Source organism: Sphingobium sp. PNB (assembly GCF_019873065.1).
GTDB lineage: Bacteria > Pseudomonadota > Alphaproteobacteria > Sphingomonadales > Sphingomonadaceae > Sphingobium > Sphingobium fuliginis.
The window spans coordinates 1-20,108 of the sequence record NZ_JAINEZ010000034.1 but is presented as its reverse complement, the minus strand read 5'-3'; the positions used below and the strand labels follow the sequence as shown (position 1 = coordinate 20,108).

Annotated in this window: 21 protein-coding genes; 10 read left to right on the top strand and 11 right to left on the bottom strand. The window is 61.1% G+C overall.

Going from position 1 to position 20,108, the window contains the following annotated elements:
* Window positions 1-21 precede the first annotated feature (21 nt).
* From pyrF to K7W03_RS13120, 7 genes are read right to left on the bottom strand one after another with little or no spacing between them, the layout of a single operon-like run.
* On the bottom strand, window positions 22-696 hold the full coding sequence (gene pyrF / locus K7W03_RS13150) for an orotidine-5'-phosphate decarboxylase (protein ID WP_025548893.1): 675 nt from the start codon (window positions 694-696) through the stop codon (window positions 22-24).
* Window positions 693-1,028 (bottom strand): lipopolysaccharide assembly protein LapA domain-containing protein, encoded by a 336-nt coding sequence (locus K7W03_RS13145; RefSeq protein WP_048575898.1) that lies wholly within the window; start codon window positions 1,026-1,028, stop codon window positions 693-695. Before K7W03_RS13145 ends, pyrF begins: the two co-directional genes overlap by 4 nt.
* A gap of 30 nt (window positions 1,029-1,058) precedes the next feature.
* Entirely contained in the window at window positions 1,059-1,931 is an 873-nt protein-coding gene (locus tag K7W03_RS13140) for an aldose 1-epimerase (protein ID WP_222886530.1), read from the bottom strand.
* 14 nt (window positions 1,932-1,945) lie between these two features.
* Complete coding sequence (locus tag K7W03_RS13135; protein WP_025548897.1) at window positions 1,946-3,358, bottom strand: sugar porter family MFS transporter; 1,413 nt, start codon at window positions 3,356-3,358, stop codon at window positions 1,946-1,948.
* Between the two features lie 22 nt (window positions 3,359-3,380).
* Complete coding sequence (locus K7W03_RS13130) at window positions 3,381-4,253, bottom strand: SMP-30/gluconolactonase/LRE family protein (RefSeq protein ID WP_102999806.1); 873 nt, start codon at window positions 4,251-4,253, stop codon at window positions 3,381-3,383.
* Between the two features lie 4 nt (window positions 4,254-4,257).
* Window positions 4,258-5,016, bottom strand: a complete 759-nt coding sequence (locus K7W03_RS13125; protein ID WP_222886518.1) for an SDR family NAD(P)-dependent oxidoreductase — start codon at window positions 5,014-5,016, stop codon at window positions 4,258-4,260.
* Window positions 5,013-6,137 carry a fumarylacetoacetate hydrolase family protein gene (locus K7W03_RS13120; protein ID WP_222886529.1) on the bottom strand — a complete coding sequence of 375 codons (1,125 nt, stop codon included), beginning with the start codon at window positions 6,135-6,137 and terminating at the stop codon, window positions 5,013-5,015. The genes K7W03_RS13125 and K7W03_RS13120 overlap by 4 nt, the downstream gene beginning before the upstream one ends.
* Window positions 6,138-6,275: 138 nt before the next feature.
* Between K7W03_RS13120 and K7W03_RS13115 the strand changes: the two genes are divergently transcribed.
* The 3 genes from K7W03_RS13115 (at window position 6,276) to K7W03_RS13105 (ending at window position 10,028) form a co-directional block, all read left to right on the top strand.
* Window positions 6,276-7,178, top strand: a complete 903-nt coding sequence (locus K7W03_RS13115; protein WP_025548903.1) for a Ku protein — start codon at window positions 6,276-6,278, stop codon at window positions 7,176-7,178.
* Between the two features lie 3 nt (window positions 7,179-7,181).
* Window positions 7,182-9,677, top strand: a complete 2,496-nt coding sequence (gene ligD, locus K7W03_RS13110; protein ID WP_222886517.1) for a DNA ligase D — start codon at window positions 7,182-7,184, stop codon at window positions 9,675-9,677.
* Window positions 9,678-9,839: 162 nt separating this feature from the next.
* A complete protein-coding gene (locus tag K7W03_RS13105) occupies window positions 9,840-10,028 on the top strand; it encodes a hypothetical protein (RefSeq protein ID WP_048575891.1) in 189 nt (62 codons plus the stop codon).
* A 109-nt stretch (window positions 10,029-10,137) separates the two neighbouring features.
* Here K7W03_RS13105 and K7W03_RS13100 read toward each other — a convergent pair whose 3' ends face one another.
* A complete protein-coding gene (locus K7W03_RS13100; protein ID WP_025550944.1) occupies window positions 10,138-10,527 on the bottom strand; it encodes an EF-hand domain-containing protein in 390 nt (129 codons plus the stop codon).
* 255 nt (window positions 10,528-10,782) lie between these two features.
* Between K7W03_RS13100 and purB the strand changes: the two genes are divergently transcribed.
* The gene (gene purB, locus K7W03_RS13095) at window positions 10,783-12,096 is read left to right on the top strand and encodes an adenylosuccinate lyase (RefSeq protein ID WP_222886516.1); all 1,314 of its coding nucleotides are present in this window, start codon (window positions 10,783-10,785) and stop codon (window positions 12,094-12,096) included.
* 125 nt (window positions 12,097-12,221) lie between these two features.
* Here the strand turns inward: purB and K7W03_RS13090 are convergent, their stop codons facing one another.
* Window positions 12,222-13,268: a LacI family DNA-binding transcriptional regulator gene (locus tag K7W03_RS13090; protein WP_025550940.1), complete on the bottom strand. Its 1,047-nt coding sequence runs from the start codon at window positions 13,266-13,268 to the stop codon at window positions 12,222-12,224.
* Between the two features lie 66 nt (window positions 13,269-13,334).
* Window positions 13,335-13,829 carry an Lrp/AsnC family transcriptional regulator gene (locus tag K7W03_RS13085; RefSeq protein WP_048575918.1) on the bottom strand — a complete coding sequence of 165 codons (495 nt, stop codon included), beginning with the start codon at window positions 13,827-13,829 and terminating at the stop codon, window positions 13,335-13,337.
* 260 nt (window positions 13,830-14,089) lie between these two features.
* Here K7W03_RS13085 and K7W03_RS13080 point away from each other — a divergent pair, with 260 nt between their 5' ends.
* From K7W03_RS13080 to K7W03_RS13055, 6 genes are all read left to right on the top strand, one after another.
* Entirely contained in the window at window positions 14,090-14,800 is a 711-nt protein-coding gene (locus K7W03_RS13080; RefSeq protein ID WP_222886515.1) for a hypothetical protein, read from the top strand.
* Between the two features lie 136 nt (window positions 14,801-14,936).
* Window positions 14,937-15,758 carry a site-specific integrase gene (locus tag K7W03_RS13075; protein ID WP_222886514.1) on the top strand — a complete coding sequence of 274 codons (822 nt, stop codon included), beginning with the start codon at window positions 14,937-14,939 and terminating at the stop codon, window positions 15,756-15,758.
* Window positions 15,759-16,068: 310 nt separating this feature from the next.
* Window positions 16,069-16,398, top strand: coding sequence for a hypothetical protein (locus K7W03_RS13070; protein ID WP_222886513.1), 330 nt, complete (start codon window positions 16,069-16,071; stop codon window positions 16,396-16,398).
* Between the two features lie 188 nt (window positions 16,399-16,586).
* Entirely contained in the window at window positions 16,587-16,745 is a 159-nt protein-coding gene (locus K7W03_RS13065; RefSeq protein ID WP_222886512.1) for a hypothetical protein, read from the top strand.
* Between the two features lie 97 nt (window positions 16,746-16,842).
* The gene (locus K7W03_RS13060) at window positions 16,843-17,295 is read left to right on the top strand and encodes a hypothetical protein (protein ID WP_222886511.1); all 453 of its coding nucleotides are present in this window, start codon (window positions 16,843-16,845) and stop codon (window positions 17,293-17,295) included.
* Between the two features lie 712 nt (window positions 17,296-18,007).
* The gene (locus K7W03_RS13055) at window positions 18,008-19,495 is read left to right on the top strand and encodes a hypothetical protein (protein WP_222886510.1); all 1,488 of its coding nucleotides are present in this window, start codon (window positions 18,008-18,010) and stop codon (window positions 19,493-19,495) included.
* A gap of 98 nt (window positions 19,496-19,593) precedes the next feature.
* Here the strand turns inward: K7W03_RS13055 and K7W03_RS13050 are convergent.
* Window positions 19,594-20,108, bottom strand: a 515-nt coding sequence (locus K7W03_RS13050; RefSeq protein WP_222886509.1) for a hypothetical protein, incomplete at its 5' end; no start/stop codon positions are given.

Below are 20,108 nucleotides of genomic sequence, written 5' to 3'. Positions count from 1 at the left end.
TTTCGACCCTGAACGGGCCGCCTAAAGCGTCGCCTCTATCTCCCGCGCTGCAATATCCGGCTTTTCCGCCAGGCTGATCGGCCGTCCGACCACCAGGATCGAGGCGCCCCGGTCCAGCGCCTCGCGCGGCGTCACCGCGCGCTTCTGGTCGCCCATCGCGCCGCCTGCCGGCCGCACGCCCGGAACCACGAAGAATCCGTCAGGCCACGCCTTCTTCGCCAGCGCGACCTCCTCGCCGGAGCAGACGATCCCGTCCAGCCCCGCGCTGCGCGCCAGATCGGCCAGTCGCGCCACCTGATCCTCGGCCTTGCCGCCCACGCCGATGTCGAGCAGGTCTCCATCGTCCAGGCTGGTCAGCACGGTCACGGCGACCACCCGGGTCTTGGCCCCTGCCGCCGCCTTCGCGTCCTCCAGCATGGCGCGCCCGCCGGCGGCATGGACGGTCAGGATCGCAGGCTCCAGCACATGCAGCGCCTGCACCGCCTTGGCGACCGTGTTGGGAATGTCGTGCAGCTTCAGATCGAGGAAGATCGGCAGGCCGAACTTCATCATCTCATGCACGCCATGATGGCCGTGGGCGCAGAAGAATTCGAGGCCCAGCTTCAGCCCGCCCACATGATGACGCACCTGCTGCGCAAGGTCCTGGGCCTTGCGCAGGTCGGGCGTATCGATGGCGACATAGATGGGGCTGGTCATGCTGGTCCTGTGGTGGAGAGGGTAGGGGTCGCGGCCTTGTTGTCCGCGACGGCGAGGGATGGAGGGGCGGAAGACGAGGGGGCGGCGGTCGCCGCGACGAGCGCGCGCTCGGTACTCTCCAGCTTGCGCTTCATGCGCCAGCGGGTTGCCCGCGCCATGATCCAGAAGGGCAGCGCACCCAGCAAATAGGCGCCGATCAGCAGGACCGGCAGTTTCGTTTCCATGACCAGGTCGCCCCAGAGATTCACTTCTACGCGCGTGTAATTGGCGACGCAGAATAGCGCGAGGGCGACGGCGATGACGACCCAGAAGGCAGTCCGCAGAAATTGCATCAACGCTCCTATAGCTGCTGAGCGGGCAGCTTAGGCGATTTTGTCGCGCTGCGGAAGCGCTTCGTCGGACGGAGGGAAGGCGATGCGCAGGGAAAGCGTCTTTTCCGCGCCCGGTTCGATGCTGTCCATGCCCGCCGGACGATTGACGGCATCGGGCATGTGGGTGACAGGTTCCAGGCAGAAATCCGGGGAAAGGGGCGGGCGATAGACATGGAACCATGACGCGCCCACGGCGCTGAGCACGACCCGCGTCCCATCCCCTCGCCGGACGGTGGCGCTGCCGTCCCAGCCGCCATAGGCATTGTCGATCAGGCTGTTTCCCCGCACCCGCGCGCCCGCCGACCAGTCGCCCAGCGCGTCCGCCGCCACCTGCCGCACGGGCAGCATGTCGGCTGTCGCAAGCCACAGCCGGTCCGCCCGGAACTGGAGCGACGTGTCTTCGTCCGCCTGGAAATAGGGGTGGAAGCCAAGGCCCGCTGGCATGGCCTCATCGCTGATGTTGCGCAGCGTCAGGCTCATTTCGATGGCATGGTCGGACAGGGTGAAATGCTGCTGCGCTTCATAGGCCCATGGCCAGCCGCCATCGCCGTCATATCGGTGCGTGAGGTGCGCGCTGTCCTGCGCCGCCGCCGCGACGCTCCATGCCGAGGTCCAGCCGATGCCGTGGAGGCTGTGCGGATGGTCCCCGAAGTTGAGCGGCATCCGCACGTCGCGCCCGGCGAAACGAAAGCGGCCATGGGCGATCCGGTTGGTATAGGGCACCAACGGGAAGCTCGCCATCTGCAACGGATCGCTGCTGTCGGCCGGAGCGGCCCGCAATATGTCCGTCCCCGCGAAGCGAAGCGCCGCCAGCGATCCGCCGATGGCGGGGGCGAGCACGGCTTCCACCGCCCCCGCCTTCAGGGCGATCCGGCCGCTCAGCCGACCATGTCCTCAAGCTCGCGGCCTTTCGTCTCATGCACCAGGGCGCGAACGAAGAAGAAGGAGACGGCGGCGAAGAAGGCATAGCCGGTATAGGTGATCGCCAGGCCGGGCGAGACCGCCAGCGCCGGGAAGCTGACGGAGATCAGCGCATTGGCGATCCACTGCGCGAAGCCCGACACGGCAAGCCCCGATCCCCGGATCTGGTTCGGGAACATCTCGCCCAGCATCACCCACATGATCGGACCCCAGCTCATGTTGAAGAAGATCACGTAGAGATTGGCGGCCACCAGCGCGATCACGCCGTTATTGCCGGGCAGCGATACGGCGCCGTCGGCCGCCGTGACCGCCGTGGAGAAGGCATAGGCGACGGTCGCCAGCGTCACCGCCATGCCCGCCGATCCGATCAGCAGCAGCGGCTTGCGCCCGATCCGGTCCACCAGCGCGATGGTGGCAAGGCAGGCGCCGATCGACAGCACGCCCGACAGGATGTTGGTCTGGAGCGCATAATCCTCCGAAAAGCCGACCGCTTCCCACAGGGTAGCGCCATAATAGAAGACGACGTTGATGCCGACGAGCTGCTGGAACACGGCCAGGCCGATGCCGGTCCAGACGATGGGCCGGATCTTGCCGCTGGCCTTGTCGATCAGGTCGCTGAGCTTGGGCCGGTGATGATCGGCGGCCAGACTGTTGCGGATTTCGACCACCTTGCGCGATGCGGCTTCGGCGCCGAACAGGCGGGTGAGCACGGCTTGGGCGCGCTCCTCCTGCCCGCGCGCCACCAGATAGCGGGGGCTTTCCGGGATCACCAGCAGCGCCAGGAAGTAGATCGCGGCCGGAATGGCCTGGAGCCAGAACATCCAGCGCCAGGCGGGAAAGCCCAGCCACAGCTGCGCCGTCGATCCGCCGGCATAGCGCGCCAGCACGAAATTGGCGACGAACGCGCCGGTCAGGCCGGAGATGATCATCACCTGCTGCACGCTGGAGAGACGGCCGCGCACCGCCGCCGGAGTGACTTCGGAAATATAGACCGGGGAGATCACGCTCGCCGCGCCGACCCCCAGGCCGCCGACGATGCGCGCGACGATGAAGATGACGGACGATCCCGCCGCCCCCGCCAATATCGCGCTGACGAGGAACAGCGCGGCCGACAGCATCATCACCCCGCGCCGTCCGATCAGGTCGGCCATGCGCCCGGCCAGGAACGCGCCGATGGAGGAGCCCACCAGGATGGCGCCGACATTGACGCCGATGCCCAACTTGCCGAGGTCGAAGGCGCTTTCCAGCCCCTTTTGCGTGCCGTTGATGACGCCGCTGTCATAACCGAACATGAACCCGCCGATGGTCGCCACGGCGACGATGGCGGCGATGAAGGCCATATTGACCTTATCGGCACTCCCTTCGGACATTCCTGCTCCTCCGATTTATATTCTAGATGGCTGCAATATAGGATGTTTGCCCGCGCGCGCCGGGATCGAAAGCGAAAAGATCACCGGCACAGGGCTGCGCGAGAAGCTGGTCCCTCGTCAAGCCCTTGCGTGCGGTGGTGGCATAGGCGACCGACAGGTCCGGTCCGCCAAAGGCGATCTTGGTGACATTGGCGACGGGAAAGCGGACCTCCGCCATCAGCCCGCCCGCGGGATCGTACCGCCGCGCGGCCCAGCCGGCGAACAGCCCGGTCCAAAGGCAGCCTTCCGCATCGACGGTCGGTCCATCGGGATAGCCGGCGCCATCCTCGATCTCCGCGAACAGCGCCGTATCATGCAGCGTGCCGTCCGCCGCGATCCGCGTCCGCCAGATCCGCCTGCCCAGCGTGTCGGTGTGATAGAGCAGCGTGCCGTCCGGCGAGACGGCAGGACCATTGGTGATCGAGACCGGAGGCAGACCGCTTTCAGTCAGCCGGCCCTGGTGCAGCCTGTAGAAGCGCCCGCTATCGGCCTCCTCCCCATCGTCCATCGACCCGAACCACAGGCCGCCCGCCGGATCGACAGTGGCGTCGTTCAACCGGTTGCCGGGCCGGTCGGCCTCCGGCGCGTGCAGCAGCGTGAAGCCGGCGGCATCGGGATCGAAGCGGTGCACGCCGGACTGGAGCCCGACGGCGAACGATCCGTCCTGCGCCGGAACGATCCAGCCGACCTGGCCCGGCGCGTCCCAACTGCGCGCGACGCCCAGATCGGGGTCGAAGCGGTGGATGCGCTTCTCCTTGATGTCGACGAACCAGAGCGCTGCATCCCGCGCCACCCAGACGGGCCCTTCGCCCAGGGTCGCGCCGACGCTGAGGACGCTTTCCGGAACCGGGGCCATGGCCTCAGCGCCAGCCCGCATCGATGAAATAATCATGCCCCGTGCACATGCGCGCGTCGTCGGACGCCAGGAACATGGCCAGCGCGGCCACGTCCGCCGGCATGATCCGCCCGTCCAGGCATTGCGCGGCGACGATCTCCGCCTCGCCTTCGGGCGTGTACCATTTCATCTGGCGCGGCGTCTTCACATTGCCGGGAATGATGGTGTTGACGCGGATATTGTCGCGCCCCAGATCGCGGGCCAGACTGCGCGTCAGCCCCTCGATCGCCGCCTTGGCGGTCTGGTACAGCACCAGATCGGGCAGGGCGAGGTGCCAGCTTATCGACCCGAAGTTCAGGATCACCCCGCCGCCCGCGCGCTTCATCGCCGGGGCCACCGCCTGCGCCGCGAAGAAGAGGTGGCGCAGGTTCACCGCCATGCGCTCGTCCCAATAGGCGGGCGTGACATCCTCGATGCCGTGGCGGTCGTCATTGGCCGCATTGTTGATCAATATGTCGACGCCGCCAAGCTGCGCTTCCACCGTGGCGATCATGGCGTGCACGGCTTCGATGTCCCTGAGGTCGCAGGGGTGGAAGACGGGCGCGAAATCCGCGTCCTTCAGCCGTTCCGCGACGGCCCGGCCTTCTTCCTGCGCAATGTCGCAAAAGGCGACCCTGGCTCCCTGCGCGGCAAAGGCTTCGACCAGCCCTTCACCGATTCCGCTGCCGCCGCCGCTGATGAAGACGCGCTTGCCCTTCAGGCTGGGATAGATGGCGCCGCTCATGCGAGCAGGCCCCGCTTGGCGAGATTGGCCATCAGCGCGGCAAGTCCGAATTTCCACGGCGCCGCCTGCTTCGACGTCACGACCCGGTTCATCAGCCGTCCCAGGCGCGGGGTGGAGATGGCGACGATGTCGCCCACCTTGTGGGTGAAGCCGCGTCCCGGTTCGTCGCGATCCTGGACGGGTGCGAACAGCGTGCCCAGGAACAGGGCCAGACCGTCGGGATATTGATGCTCGGAAAGCGTCTGACGCACCAGTTCCAGCGGATCGCGGCTGATCTGGTTCATGCTGCTGGTGCCTTCCAGCCTGTAGCCTTCCGGGCCGTCGATGGTGAGTTCGACCACAGCGTTGCGCACGTCATCGATGGTGAAATCATTGTCGAACAGCCGGACGAGCGGCCCCAGCGAACAGGATGCATTATTGTCCTTGGCCTTGCCCAGCAGCAGGGCGGAACGACCCTCCAGATCGCGCAGATTGACGTCGTTGCCCAACGTCGCGCCGACGGTCCGGCCGCCGGCATCGACGATCAGCACGATCTCCGGCTCCGGATTGTTCCAGTTGGAATCGGAACGGATGCCGATCTCCGCGCCCGCGCCCACCGTCGAGAGCACCGGCGCCTTGGTGAACACTTCGGCATCCGGGCCGATGGCGACCTCCAGATATTGCGACCAGAGCCCGTCCTCGATCAGCGCCTGCTTGAGCGCCGCCGCCTCGGCCGAACCCGGCACGACGGCGCGGATCGACCCGCCGACCCGCTCCTCAAGCCGCGCCCGGATTTCCGCCGCCGCGCCTGCTTCGCCGCGCGCCTGTTCCTCGATCACCCGTTCGATGGCGGAAAAGGCGAAGGTCACCCCGCAGGCCTTGACGCATTGCAGGTCGACCGGGCTCAGCAGCGGCAGGTCCAGCCTATCCAGCGCGCCCAGCGCCACGCCATTGGCGGTCCTTGCGGCAGGCAGCATTTCGACCAGTTGCGCGACAGTGGGGGCGACGCGGCTCATGTCATAGGCGATGCCGCCTTTGACCAATATGGGGGTTGGGCCATCCGCCGTTTCCACGCGGCCAAGGAACAGGCCAGACCGCCAGTCGGCGGGAAGGCAATCGAGCAAAGTGGAGACCCCCGGCATCATCGACTCCTAAGAACGTCCGTTATTGATAGCGCTACCACCACGACTGGCGGTCGAAGTCAAGGGTGCTGGGAGTCGTAGCCGCGGAACCGCCCCATCGCCCGCGCATTTCCTCCTGAAAAAGGAGGCAGCACGCTCATGGCCGCTCGCGCATATTGGCAGGGGCAGATTCGTCTGGCGCTGGTATCCATTCCGGTGGAGATCTATGCCGCCACCAAGTCCGGCGCGCAGATCGCCTTCCACCAGATACACCAGCCCAGCGGCAAGCGCGTCCGTTATGAAAAGACCGTTCCGGGCCTGGGTCCGGTCGATCCGGAGGACATCGTCAAGGGCTATGAGCTGTCCAAGGGCGACTATGTGCTGCTCCAGCCCGACGAGATCGACGCGGTGAAGCTGGAGAGCAAGAAGACGCTCGAACTCACCCAGTTCGTCGACGCCAGCGAGATCGATGTCCTCTATTATGAGCGGCCCTATTATGTCGTGCCCGCGGACGATCTGGCGGAGGAAGCCTTCATCGTCCTGCGGGAGGCGCTGCGGCGGACGAAGAAGGTCGGGCTGGGCCAGCTTGCCATGCGGGGCCGGGAATATATCGTCTCGCTGAAGCCTTGCGGCCGGGGCATGGTTCTGGAAACGCTGCGCTATGCCGATGAGGTGAACCGCGCCCAGAGCTATTTCCGCGACATAGAGGATGCGAAGCCCGATGCGGAGCTGCTCGACCTTGCCGAGACGCTGATCGAGAAGAAGACCGCACCCTTCAAGCCCGACAGCTTCCACGACCGCTATGTGGACGCGCTGGAAAGGCTGATCGAAAAGAAGAAGAAGTCGAAGGGCCGCCGCGTCATCGAGGAGGAAGAGGAGGGCGCGGCTCCGCGCGGCAGCAATGTGATCGACCTGATGGCGGCGCTCAAGAAGTCGGTCGGTTCCGGCGCGGCTTCTTCCGCCGCGAAACCGGCGGCGAAGAAGGCGCCTGCCGCCAAGGCGCCCGCCAAGGCCACGACGCGAAAGACCCCCGCCAAGCCGGCCAGCCGAAAACGGGCCTGACCCATGGCCGATGCCGATCCGCTCAGCACCTATAACCGCAAGCGCGATTTCACCCGCACCCGCGAGCCGGCGGGCAAGCGCGGACGCAGCCACGGCAATGGCAACGGCTTCATCGTGCAGAAGCACGATGCGACCCGCCTGCATTACGACTTCCGCCTGGAAATGGATGGCGTGCTCAAGAGCTGGGCAGTGACGCGCGGCCCCAGCATCGATCCCGCGGACAAGCGGCTGGCCGTCCGCACGGAGGATCATCCGCTGTCCTATGCGACGTTCGAGGGGACCATTCCCAAGGGGGAATATGGCGGCGGCACCGTGATGCTCTGGGACGAGGGCACATGGGAACCCGTTCCGGGCAAGAGCGCGAGCGACATCGAAAAAGGGCATCTCCATTTCATCCTGCACGGGCAGCGGATGCGGGGCGAATGGCTGTTGATCCGGCTGAAGCCGCGAGGCAGGGAAAAGGGAGAAAACTGGCTGCTGCGCAAGATCGAGGATGCCCATGCCGGCAGCGCGGACGAACTGACCGCGCGTGAGCTGACGAGCATCAGGAGCGGTCGCACCATGGCGGAAATCGCCGCCGGCACGCCGCCCATGTCGCTGAAGGGGAAGAGGGGAAAAGCCTTCGACGCGGCGATGGCGCAGGCCGACCGCGCCGTCCCGGCGAAAAGGCGCGCCAAGGCAGGGACGGGCCGCATGCCGGCCTTCCAGCCGCCGCAACTGGCGACGCTGGTCGATGCCGTGCCCACGGGCAATGGCTGGATGCACGAGATCAAATATGACGGCTATCGCTGTCTGGTTTCCGTATCGGGCGGGAAGGTCAAGATCTTTACGCGGTCGGGCCTCGACTGGACGGACCGGTTTGCGCCGTTGCCGGCGGAAATCGGGGCGATGAACCTGCCCGCAGCCCTGATCGATGGGGAAATCGTCGCCCCGGGCAGCGATGGGAATCCGGATTTCTCCACGCTTCAGCAGGTGTTGAAGGGAGAGGGAAAGGCGGCGCTGCACCTGTTCGCCTTCGATCTGCTGCATCTGGACGGGCAGGATCTGACCGCCATGCCCAATATCGGCCGCAAGGAAAAGCTGGCGGGCCTGTTGGGGGAGGGTTCCGCCCATGTCCATGTCGGCGATCACGTCGTCGGCGCCGGGGAAAAGCTGTTCCACGCCATGTGCGGCGCAGGGCAGGAGGGGATTATTTCCAAGCGCGCCGACGCCGCCTATCGCGGTGCGCGCACGAAGAACTGGCTGAAGGTCAAATGCACCCGCCGTCAGGAATTCGTCATCGTCGGCTGGACCCCCAGCAGCGCCAGCGGCCGGTCCATCCGCAACCTGCTGCTTGGCCAGCGGGAAGGGGATGGCCTGGTCTATGCGGGTAAGGTCGGCACGGGCTTCAACGCGGCCAACAGCGCCGGACTGATCGCCGCCCTGGGCAAGCGCGGGCGCAAGGCCGCCGCGCTCAGTGTGCCGCGCAGCGAAAGCAAAGGCGCCCAATGGGTTCGCCCCGATCTGGTCGCTGAAATCGCCTTTGCCGAATTCACGGCGGAGAATATCGTCCGCCATGCCAGCTTCCTTGGCCTGCGCGAGGACAAGGCAGCCGGCGACGTTCGACGCGAGGAAGCCATGCCGACGCCCGAAGCCCATAGCTCGATCCGGATCAGCAATCCCGACCGGCTGATCTTTCCGGAGGCGAAGATCACCAAGGGCGAACTGGCCGATTATTACGCCCGCATGGGCGCGGCGATGCTGCCCTGGATCGCCCGCCGGCCGATCAGCCTGGTCCGCTGTCCGCAGGGCCGGGCGAAGAAATGCTTCTTCCAGAAGCATGACAGCGGCAGCTTCGGCGATCATGTCAAACATGTCCCGATCCGCGAGAAGGAAGGGAATGAGGAGGATTATCTCTATATCGAGGATAGCGAGGGATTATTGGCCTGCGTCCAGATGGGCGCGATCGAATTTCATGGCTGGGGGTCCAGTGTGGCGGATGTGGAGCGGCCGGATCGCATGATCTTCGACCTTGATCCCGACGAAGAGCTGGACTTCGAGGATGTGAAGAAGGCCGCGCGGGACATCCGGCGGGCGCTGGAGGATCTGGGCCTCACCAGCTTCGCCATGCTGTCCGGCGGCAAGGGCATCCACGTCGTCGTGCCGCTGACGCCGCAGGCGCAATGGCCGGAGGTCAAGGATTTCGCGGACCGCTTCGCCCGCGCCCTCGCCACCCAGGAACCGGACCGCTTCACCGCGACGATGAGCAAGGCGAAGCGCAAGGGCCGCATCTTCATCGACTGGCTGCGCAACCAGCGCGGCGCCACGGCTGTGCTGCCCTATGTGGTGCGTGCCCGCGAGCCGGCTTCCGTCGCCGCCCCCGTCACCTGGGAAGAGCTGGACGGGATCGACAGCGCCGCGCATTTCACGGTGAAGGATGCTGCCGTCCTGCTGGACCGCGCCTCTTCGCGGGACCTGCGCGGCTGGGGCGAGGCGCATCAGCCGCTGCCGGCGCATTAGGACGGCCTGCGTCAAATCTGACGGGGACCTTACGCTCCGGATTTTTGCTGTAGCATCGGTGCGAAGGGAGAGCGGGTTCGCGCTTCCCACACGGCGCTTGGGCGGATTTTTGCCGCATTCGCCTTTTCTGCGCCTGTGCTTTGTTGCATATCGGGAATCACCATGACGAAGCCGACCGAAGAAGCGCCCGATAGCGGCGCCGCCGCCCCTGCCTCCACCACTGAGACGTCCGACATGGCCTCCGCAGCGCGCAAATCGGCGGGCAAGGCGGTCTGGATGGGAACGGCCGTCGGCATAGGATCGGCCGCCATCGTCGCGGCGTTGCTCTACGCGAACAAGAAACGGGGCTGAAGCTCCCTCCGGGAAAGCGAAAAAAAAGGAGGCGGCATGGCCTTCGCTCCATGCCGCCTCATGATGCGACCCTTCCAGGGCTCTGTCCCCGCTCGGACGGGGAATTATCCTATGCCGCGCTGCCGCTCAGATAGGCGATCAGTTCCGGCTTGCTGACCGACATGCTCTTGTCCGCGTCGGCGGTGACGAAGGCGCCGTCGGCCCAGGCGGTCACTTCGGCGGGCGGCAGGGACTGGCCCGTCGCCTTCAGCTCCTGATCCTTGAGCGCCACCATCCAGCGCGAAAATTCCGCCTTGTCGAGCTGGCCGTCATGATTCTGGTCATAGGCCGGAAATTCCGTATCGACGATGGATGCGACCGCATCGCCCGACGCGGCGGGCTGGGCCTCATTCCCCTGCGGCGAGGCGGGAGCGGCTTCCTGCGGCGCGGCTGCCCCCGCCTGCGCAAGGGCGGGCGTTGCGGCCAGGAGGGCGCCCGTCAGAAGAAATGCGCGGATCATCATCTGCTCCAGAACCGATCGTCCGTATTTCACATGGGGTAATAGCCAGATAAAACATGTGGTTCCTGACTTTTTGTTCATGTCGCTCCACTCATCTTCCGATTCGCGTCGTTTCGCCGCCCGATCCTGCCATTAATGGGATGAAGTACGGGAAAGCGGCGCTTCCTGCCCTGTCCTTGCGGTCGATTTGCCCCGGAAAGGCGGTGCTGCTAGGCGGCGCAGCGACATTCAACTCATGCACGCAGGATTCGCCCGATGGTCCCCCGTTACGCCCGCCCGCAAATGACCGCCCTCTGGGAGCCGGAAGCCCGCTTCAAAATCTGGTTTGAGATTGAGGCGCATGCGACCGAAAAGCTGGGCGAACTGGGCGTCGTGCCGGCATCCGCGGCCAAGGCGCTCTGGGACTGGTGGGCGACCGAGCCTGCGATCGACGTGCCGGCCATCGACGCGATCGAGGCCGTGACCAAGCATGACGTCATCGCCTTCCTGACCTGGGTTGCGGAGCAGGTGGGCGACGAAGCCCGCTTCATGCATCAGGGCATGACGTCCAGCGATGTGCTCGATACCTGCCTTGCCGTGCAGTTGAGCCGCGCCGCCGACCTGTTGATCGAGGATCTCGACAAGCTGCTGGAGGTGATCAAGCGCCGCGCCTATGAGCATAAACTGACCCCGACCATCGGCCGCAGCCATGGCATCCATGCGGAGCCGGTGACCTTCGGCCTTAAAATGGCAGAGGCCTATGCGGAGTTCAGCCGCTGCAAGGCGCGCCTGATCGCCGCCCGTGCCGAAGTCGCGACCTGCGCCATTTCCGGCGCGGTCGGCACCTTCGCCAATATCGACCCCCGCGTCGAGGAGCATGTCGCGGAAAAGCTGGGCCTTGCCATCGAGCCGGTGTCGACGCAGGTCATCCCGCGCGACCGCCATGCGATGTTCTTCGCCACGCTGGGCGTGATCGCCTCCTCCATCGAGCGGCTCGCCGTCGAGGTCCGCCACCTTCAGCGCACCGAGGTGCTGGAGGCGGAGGAATATTTCTCGCCCGGCCAGAAGGGCAGTTCCGCCATGCCGCACAAGCGCAATCCGGTGCTGACCGAGAATCTGACCGGCCTTGCCCGCATGGTGCGCAGCTATGCCCTGCCGGCGATGGAGAATGTGGCGCTGTGGCATGAGCGCGACATTTCGCACTCGTCGGTCGAGCGCTATATCGGTCCCGACGCGACCATCACGCTCGACTTCGCGCTGGGCCGGCTGACGGGCGTCATCGACAAGCTGCTCGTCTACCCTGAGCGGATGATGAAGAATCTCGACAAGATGGGCGGCCTGGTCCACTCGCAGCGGGTGCTGCTGGCGCTGACGCAGGCGGGCGTCTCGCGGGAGGACAGCTACCGCTATGTCCAGCGCAATGCGATGAAGGTCTGGGAATCGGACGGCCAGCTATCGCTGATGGAATTGCTGAAGGCCGACCCCGATGTCGCGGCCGCCCTTACGGCGGAGCAGATCGAAGAGAAGTTCAACCTCGACTATCACTTCCGCCAGGTCGACACGATCTTCCGCCGGGTGTTCGGGGAATAGGATCGAACAGGCCCGGCAAGCCGTGCCGGGCCTGCCGGTTCCGTGATCCTGTGAAAGCAGGAGCACGGTGCAGCCCTGGTGGATCGCTGCCGCGCTAGAACCCGGCCCTCACGAGAGAAAAGCCGTCAATGCGGAACGGCGTCCGACTGCCGCCGGATCAGCTCATAATCGAGCAGCAGATGCGAAGGCTTTTCCCCCGACTTGCCCTTGCGCGCCTTGATCTGCCGCACCAGCAATTCGACGGCGGCACGTGACATGGCGCTGATCGGCTGGCGGATCGTCGTCAGTTCGGGCCAGATCGTGGTCGCCAGCGACGTATCGTCGAAGCCGCAGACGGTCAGGTCGCCCGGCACGTCCAATCCGCTGCGATGGGCGATGGCGACGGCCGCCGCCGCCATGTCGTCATTGCTGGCGAAGATCGCGGTCGGCGGCTCGGGCAGCGCCAGAATGCGTTCCGCCGCATCCAGTCCGGAGCGATAGGTGAAATAACCCTGCTCGACCAGCGTCTCGTCCGGCTCGATACCCGCTTCCGCCAGCGCATCGCCATAGCCTTCGAACCGGCGCTGGCTGGCGCTCTGGTTCGGGTGGCCCTTGATGAAGCCGATGCGGCGGTGGCCCAGCGCGATCAGATGGCGCGTCATCGCCAGCGCCGCGGCATGGTCGTCGATGCTGACGGCCGACATGTCGGCTGGTGCTTCCCCGGTGGCGACCGCGACCGCGACGATGTCCGCCGCCTTCAGCGCATCCTTCATGGCCTGATGATCGCACAATGGGGGCGGAAGGATGACTCCGTTGATCCGGCCGCGCAACAGATGGTCGACCACCGTGTCGATGGCGGTTTCCTCATCCCATTTCTCCACCACCAGATCGACCCCGCTGCGGCTGGCCTGGTCCAGGCTGCCGACCAGGAATTCGCTCAGATAGGAGGCCGACGGGTTGCTGTAGAGCAGGCCGATACGGGTTTCGTCCCCGCCCGCCAGACTGCGCGCGGCGGCGCTGGGCGAATAGTTGAGCGCGGCGATGGCCGCTTCCACCTTTTCCTTGGTGGCGCTTCTCACGATCTGTTCGCCGTTGATGACGCGGGACACCGTCATGGGCGACACACCCGCATGTTTCGCAACATCGTTGATGGTAGGGGCGTTGCGCTGCCGCCTAGAGCTTCTCGGTTCCATGAGCGTAATGGTAACGGGAAGCTCGCCCGATACTAAGCAAAATCCTCCAACCCGCTTCCGGACCGGTCAGGCGCGGCCCCTGTTCCGGGGATGGCCGCCCGCATCCAGCACGGTTTCCATCGCGACATAGGTGGAGGTGCTGGCGACATGGGGCAGGCTGGAGATCTTCTCGCCCAGCACGGCGCGGTAACGGCGGATGTCGGCGGTCCTCACCTTCAGCAGATAATCGAAGCTGCTGGCGATCATATGGCATTCCTCGACCTCGGGAATGCGGCGGACGGCGGCATTGAACTCATCCAGCGCCTTTTCGCGCGTGTCGGACAGCTTCACCTCCGCAAAGGCGACATGGTCCATGCCCAGCTTCGCGGGATCGACGATGGCGCGAAACCCGCGGATCACCCCGGTGTCGATGAGGCGACGCAGGCGAACCTGACAGGGCGTCTTGGACAGGCCCACCGTCTGGGCAAGATCGGTGACTGTCATGCGGCCATCTTCGACCAGGGCGGCGACGATCTTCCGATCGAACTCGTCCATTTCGATCGTCGGCGGCTGATTTTTCATGGATTGCGCCGTGGGAGCAAGTTGTCGCGAAAGGCCATGCATTTTCCGACAAGGATGATGGTCGGGGAGAGAGGAGGGTTAAGTCGCCGGTTAAGTGGGCTAAGTTGATGCCTAGAAGTCCTAGGAGTGGCGGTTTTCTGGGAGTTCCGTTTGTGGCAGTGCTACGTGCGAGTGCTACGTTATCCACCTTCGGACCGCAATCCTTTATGTTGAACAGTTACCTACGCAAACGCCCCCGATCTCAGCATTGGCAGCTTCGGATGATGGTCCCGGCCGCTGCGCGACCGGTCATCGGCAAGCGTGAATTTACCAAGTCTCTCCGTGAGACTGATCGTCGGCGGGCTGAGGAATCTGCCCTGCCGATCCTGATGGCGTGGAAGTCTAGGGTAGAAGCTGCCCTTTCGTCGTCAGATCGGGGTACGAACGCCGATGGCTACCTTGTTTGTCCTACGGCGACTGAGTTGGAAGAGGCGGCACTTGTCGTTGGATATGAGCGGGCCAGCGAACGCGTTGTGCAGCTAATAAAGGTCAAGGCCCAGCTTGGCGATGCCCATTACCGAGCGCTTCGCTCCAAGTTCAAACGCCGACATGCTGATTCTGTGCGCCTACTGAAAGGGGATGATTACACCTACTGGCGCGGTCATGCTGTACGGCAGGTCCATAAGCGCGGCTGGGATTTGCCACAAGGAAGCCTTCCATTCGAGGAGTTCGTTCAGCAGCTAGGTCGGGCAGGTACAGACACGTTTGCGAGGGCGGTGGCGATCATTGACGATACGGAACATGCCTTCATGCCATCGGCTCCTGTTCAAGCAGCGATTAAGAGGAAAAATGACCGGGCGCGTGATGGCGAGCGCATAGCCCAGCTATATGATATTTATCAGGCACAGCGCCTCGCAGAAGGCAAAAAGCGGCCCGATACCTTGCGGCAGGATCGCAAGCCTGTTGATGAGTTCGCCTCATTTGTTGCGTAGCCTACGGTCTATCCAGCCGTCCGATGTACGAGAATGGCGTAATCTTCAAACCTCCCTTCCCATTACCTATGGGAAGCGGAACGAGTTCAAAGGGATGCCCCTCCGGCAGATCGCCGCTGTGGCTAAAGAGAGGGGAATGAAGACTCTCGATCTCGTCACAGTCAATAAAAAGCTGTCTGCTGTTTCGGCGCTATTTTCGTGGGCTAAGCGCGAAGGGTATGTTGAAGAGAACCCTGTCACTGGGCTGTTCTATCAGGTCGATAAGCAGAAGAATGCGCGTCCGCCCTTCACGGTGGAGCAGTTGAATATCATCCTTCGGTCGCCGCTGTTCACCGGATTCCTTCGGGATGGGAAAGAGTTTAAAAAGGGAAATGTCCAGACAAGAGACTGGCGCTTTTGGCTCCCGTTAGTCTGCTTGTTCACCGGTGCCCGACTAGGGGAAATTGCCCAGCTGCGGCTTGATGATGTTCGACAGGAGGGGGATGTTCATTACATCGAGATAAAACATGAGGAGAAAACGGGGCAGGCGACGAAGAACGGGAAAAATCGCATTTCTCCCTTGCATTCCACGCTCATTGCTATCGGCTTCATTGATTATGTATGCGTGCAAAGAGAACGGGCCAAAGAAGATGGCGAGCAGCGCTTGTTCCCGGAACTTCAGAAAAATGAACGAGATCAAAGTGGTAAGGCGTCCCGCTTCTGGCGCGTATATTTAGAACGTATCGGTTTAAAGGAAGCAGCGGACGGTCTGGGTTCGCATTCCTTCCGGCATGGTTTGACCGATCAACTCCGCCTTGCTGGATATTTCGATCAGGATATCGCTGTTGTTCTTGGGCATAGTCAAAAGACAGTTACGTCAGGATACGGAAATTTACGGCAAGGCACCATTGGAAGTCTGTCTGAAATTATCGAAGATGCTCGCTTTGAAGGTGTAGATTTTACGCACCTTTATGCTTAGATAATATTAAGACGGATTTGGAGCTTGTAGAGCGCGATTATTTGTTTTGGCTACTTGGGTGGCCAAGCCCTCCAAATCGCGCTCCAAGGCCCCCTCCAGGGGCAAAATAGACCATTATCAGCCATCAGTCCTGATAAAGTGAGTGAGAATTTTTCACAATTCTCATTCGCAGAGGCTATAATAAGTTCAATCATAAACAATAAATATCACAATTACTAAGGTCAGTCCTAAGTTAATACTTATAGTACTAACGGTTTACTGTCTGATCCGGTCCATCTAATTTCCGATTCGTCAGCGCGGAATCAGCCGCTTGACGAAATTAGGATTTTTAACTTTGCATACCGTTCGTCCCCTATCACCCTCATCCATTGGCTGGCTGCACATGATCTTCCGTCACCCTGATCTTCGTGAGCCGGGCGGAACAGTCGTCAGGAAAATAAGCGCCGTGCCCCGATACATTACCCAAGCGGTGTTGACGGGCGTAGCGAGGCTCAAGGGCTTTGATGTGAAGGTCCACGGCTCTCTGTACCTGATATCGAGGCCTGCCGTTGTCGCTACTAAATTGGTCGGCAGTGATGCCGCCATCGAAGCCGGGGTGTTGCCGTATCTGATGGGCATACAAGCCTTAAAGAAGAGGTGAAGCCGATGCGCGGGAAGGCAATGGTCGTCCCGCGCTGCTTCTTGCCTGCCGATCACAAGGCCTACTGACCGACACAGGTGCTTTCATCATTGATGACGTTGCTGTGTCTGGCAAGGGTGGGAAGGGGACGGTCCGCTGTCGAGCATGGCATGGTGGTAAGCTGCCGACATTCGTTGTAGGCTCGACCTATGACGAAGCCATGGATCATCGCGCTCTGGGTCTTCACGGTTGCGTTGGCAGGGTGGCTGCTTGTCGATGGTCAACGCTTCGCTGCCGCCGGTGTAATGGGCACCGCGTTATTCTGGGAAGCGATCCATCTTGTGTTCGGCAGCAAGGACACCGAATAGCGCCGATGGGTGGTTTCGCGACAGTCAGGTTTGCAGCCACTTCGACAATAAAGCGGACTTTTACGGATATTTAAAAAGAGTTTGCCTTACTCTCGTCATGGAACCAGACCTCAGCATCGCACAATCTTTAAAAGTCGCATTTTTGTCTGCGTTTGCCGGATGCTTTTTATCAACGATCATCTTTTGCTGTGGCATTCTTGCGACGGCGGATGGAATGTTTAGTTTTAAGGGCATCATTGCAGTGCAGATGTGGGGAGCGCTAGTCGGCGCAATGGCATTGCTTTTTTCAATCCCCGCAGCGTTAATTTTAGGCACCGCTCTACATTGTATTCTTACTCTCCAAGTCGCTGCCAATCCGAAGTCGTATGCAGTGTTATTCGCACTGATTGGCGCGGCCGTCGGATGGATCATATTTTTGGTCATGTTCAGCGATGGACTAGGTTCAACTATTGAAATGGCAAAATATGCCTGCCCCTTCTACGGTGCGGGGGTAGCTGGAATAATGCCTCTGACGGCAGCATGGCTGAACAAGTCTATTGATCTACCATAGTGTGTCCGATTGCCGGAAAAGCTCAACGTCCAGTTTATGGCAACTTCTGGTCGGTTTATGCCTGCCATAAGGGTGAGCTTTGGCATTCTACCGCGATTGCTGGTCCACCAGCCGTTGCAACCATACAGATTGTATTTCAAGCCCAGCATTTCCGTTACTAGCGAAATGATCGTATGTTAACTTTTTAACATATAGCAACGCATTGCGGATGCAGTTCAATTTAAAATTTTTCCATTTTGTAAATATAGCTATAATATAGATAAATTTTATGTTAAGAAAATACGCCATATTAGGAATAATATTAACAATAATAAGAAGACATGTTCGTTTTAACACTTCAGGTACTAGCGGTTGCTGCCTCTGATTTCCTGTATATCTTTGCGTTCCGTCACTCCAGACGAAAGGAAATACAGATGGAATTTACGCAATTACGCTTCGCCTTCATGGATGAGGACGAGCCTCTTCCCCCGGCCTCAAACGACAACCAGCCTTCTGATGTAGGGCCTTCCGATAATCGGCAAGGGGAGTCTGCCTCCCAACCTGCTCGATCAGCCCAGCGAATCCTCTCTTGTTCGACATGAGGGGGAAGGAATGGTGCGATCCCTTGCGCTCTGCACCTTCTGTCAAACAACCCTGCCCTTTCGATCACAGAAGAAAATCATGCTCATCGAAAGCGCTTCACGTATGTATTATAAATTGAACTGCTTCTTAAATGTCTATGAATACGCCTTACTATAAAGATTATATCTCTTCTAAACTATTTAAATTACCTATTATTAAATCAATATCTTTAGATGAAGCAATAGATATGACTTGGTTTCTATCCTTCTATCTAAAGCCTATCTCTATTGAATCCTTTGCTCTTATTAAAGACCTCCTTGAATTGGCAAAGCCTGATATGGGAAGGCGGAACAAGTTTTCGGATGGATTTATCAACGCCATGGAGTTGACGGTCCCCATGCTGTTGAAGGCAGCGGGAGAGGAAGACGGCGGCTTTCTATATCGATCCATGGCTACCGGGAGCTTCAATGCAGGGGCATTTGGAAACGATACAGTTTCCGGTGTGTCGGTAGGGCATAGGCCGTTCAGGAACGTCATAAACGGCTTGCACAGGGAAGGCTTCATAGAGGTCATCACCGGCTATATAGAGGTCATCACCGGCTATAAGGAATGCGCGGCGTCGGTTTTCAGCAAAGGGGTAGCAACCCGGTTCAGGGCCATGCCAAAGCTGATCGACCTTGCGAAGGCCCATAATATATTCCCGGAACTATGGTCTTTTCATTTTGGCGCTGCGCCAAGGCCGATCCGGGTTGCCGATCCGATCCTGTTGAAGACCGGCAGCACAAAGACATGGAAACCCGGAAGGAATGGCGAGAAGGGAAAGCAGGATAAGCAAAAGGGTATAATGCTGCCTGTGGATTACAGCCTGCCGCATGTCGCGGCCTATGCCGAAGAGGTCAACGACCTAACCGCCTATTTCGCCAAGCAGGACATTCAGCCTGCCCATCTGCACCATCGCTTTGTCCGGGTGTTCGGGGAGGGCGACAAGGATGGTGCCGATTTCAGCAAGGGTGGTCGTCTCTATAGCCATGGCATCGGCAAGGGCTACCAAAACGTCAAAAAGCATATCCGCAGGGCCATGACGATCAGCGGCGAGGCCATTGCTGAGGTCGATCTTCGGGCCAGCTATCTAACGATATTGCACCAGCGCATGGGCGTACCGCTGCCCGCAACCGATCCCTATGACATGCCGGTCGTACCGCGTAGCATCGTAAAAATGTGGGTATCAATCACCCTAGGCAATAGCGGCTTTCATACCCGCTGGCCTCCTGAATCGAAGAAGCGTTATAGCGAGGATGAGGAAACGAAGGGCCGCGATCTACAGGCGGATTACCCGTTCGGCAAAACGCAGCGAAGGATATTGGACCACCTGCCGCTCTTGGAGGAATGGGCTAAGAACCCGATAGGATGGGGCGACTTGCAGTTCATCGAAAGCACCGCCGTCATTGATGCCGTAAAGACGTTGGCGTTTGTCCACGACATACCGGCATTGCCCCTCCACGACGCCCTGATGGTTCCTGAATCGAAAGCGGAAATAGCGGCGCAGTGCCTATTCGAAAGCTTCTATAAGCATGTGGGGATAGCACCGCATATCACGATCAGTTCCCATAGGAAGGTTGCCGGACATACGGTCCATTGAAGGGGTGTGAGCTTCCCTATAAATCAAGGTCGGCACTGTGAATGGACAGGGAAAAGGGTGAAGCTGTTTTTCTAAGACTTCACCCCCTCCCTGCAATATCATGCTTCCGGGATGGTCAGCGGCACGGCTCCATCCATCGCCTTCATGCAATTATTCCTGGCCCTGATCGCCGCGATCATGGCGTCGGTATCATCATTGCTATCGATGAAGGTTTGGCCGTTGGTCCATACAAAGGGCTGGTAGCCGTTGTAGGCACCAAAGCTGTTACGTCCAAGAATCTGTCCATACATGCAGCGGCCCTTGGCGCTGACGGTCAGGTCTTTGAACTTAACGGAAGTCGGGTCCTTCATGGCGTCCCTAGCGCTCGCCATTGCCCGTTCTGCAAATTCCTGATCGGGATTAGCGGGTTTGGTGAAGGTCAACATGTCGTTGGCGTACAGGACGATAAGAAGGATGACGATGAAGGGTGCGGCAACAAAGCCCCACTTCAGGATCGTTTCTACAATCTCCATATTCTTTGTGGGTTCGGTGCGCGGCGACTGACAGGATGCGAGCGTAGCGACAATCAAGATGAGAATCGGTTGTTGGGGTGTCGGTGAAGGGCGGAGGGCGT

What these genes read in the sequence shown, in the direction of transcription:
- ligD (WP_222886517.1), top strand. Translation starts at nt 7,182, where the DNA reads ATGGCCGATGCCGATCCGCTCAGCACCTATAACCGCAAGCGCGATTTC.
- K7W03_RS13075 (WP_222886514.1), top strand. Translation starts at nt 14,937, where the DNA reads ATGAAGACTCTCGATCTCGTCACAGTCAATAAAAAGCTGTCTGCTGTT.
- K7W03_RS13105 (WP_048575891.1), top strand. Translation starts at nt 9,840, where the DNA reads ATGACGAAGCCGACCGAAGAAGCGCCCGATAGCGGCGCCGCCGCCCCT.
- pyrF (WP_025548893.1), bottom strand. Translation starts at nt 696, where the DNA reads ATGACCAGCCCCATCTATGTCGCCATCGATACGCCCGACCTGCGCAAG.
- K7W03_RS13065 (WP_222886512.1), top strand. Translation starts at nt 16,587, where the DNA reads ATGACGAAGCCATGGATCATCGCGCTCTGGGTCTTCACGGTTGCGTTG.
- K7W03_RS13090 (WP_025550940.1), bottom strand. Translation starts at nt 13,268, where the DNA reads ATGGAACCGAGAAGCTCTAGGCGGCAGCGCAACGCCCCTACCATCAAC.
- K7W03_RS13055 (WP_222886510.1), top strand. Translation starts at nt 18,008, where the DNA reads ATGTCTATGAATACGCCTTACTATAAAGATTATATCTCTTCTAAACTA.
- K7W03_RS13130 (WP_102999806.1), bottom strand. Translation starts at nt 4,253, where the DNA reads ATGGCCCCGGTTCCGGAAAGCGTCCTCAGCGTCGGCGCGACCCTGGGC.
- K7W03_RS13135 (WP_025548897.1), bottom strand. Translation starts at nt 3,358, where the DNA reads ATGTCCGAAGGGAGTGCCGATAAGGTCAATATGGCCTTCATCGCCGCC.
- K7W03_RS13125 (WP_222886518.1), bottom strand. Translation starts at nt 5,016, where the DNA reads ATGAGCGGCGCCATCTATCCCAGCCTGAAGGGCAAGCGCGTCTTCATC.
- K7W03_RS13145 (WP_048575898.1), bottom strand. Translation starts at nt 1,028, where the DNA reads ATGCAATTTCTGCGGACTGCCTTCTGGGTCGTCATCGCCGTCGCCCTC.
- K7W03_RS13080 (WP_222886515.1), top strand. Translation starts at nt 14,090, where the DNA reads ATGATGGTCCCGGCCGCTGCGCGACCGGTCATCGGCAAGCGTGAATTT.
- K7W03_RS13100 (WP_025550944.1), bottom strand. Translation starts at nt 10,527, where the DNA reads ATGATCCGCGCATTTCTTCTGACGGGCGCCCTCCTGGCCGCAACGCCC.
- K7W03_RS13115 (WP_025548903.1), top strand. Translation starts at nt 6,276, where the DNA reads ATGGCCGCTCGCGCATATTGGCAGGGGCAGATTCGTCTGGCGCTGGTA.
- purB (WP_222886516.1), top strand. Translation starts at nt 10,783, where the DNA reads ATGGTCCCCCGTTACGCCCGCCCGCAAATGACCGCCCTCTGGGAGCCG.
- K7W03_RS13060 (WP_222886511.1), top strand. Translation starts at nt 16,843, where the DNA reads ATGGAACCAGACCTCAGCATCGCACAATCTTTAAAAGTCGCATTTTTG.
- K7W03_RS13120 (WP_222886529.1), bottom strand. Translation starts at nt 6,137, where the DNA reads ATGCCGGGGGTCTCCACTTTGCTCGATTGCCTTCCCGCCGACTGGCGG.
- K7W03_RS13085 (WP_048575918.1), bottom strand. Translation starts at nt 13,829, where the DNA reads ATGAAAAATCAGCCGCCGACGATCGAAATGGACGAGTTCGATCGGAAG.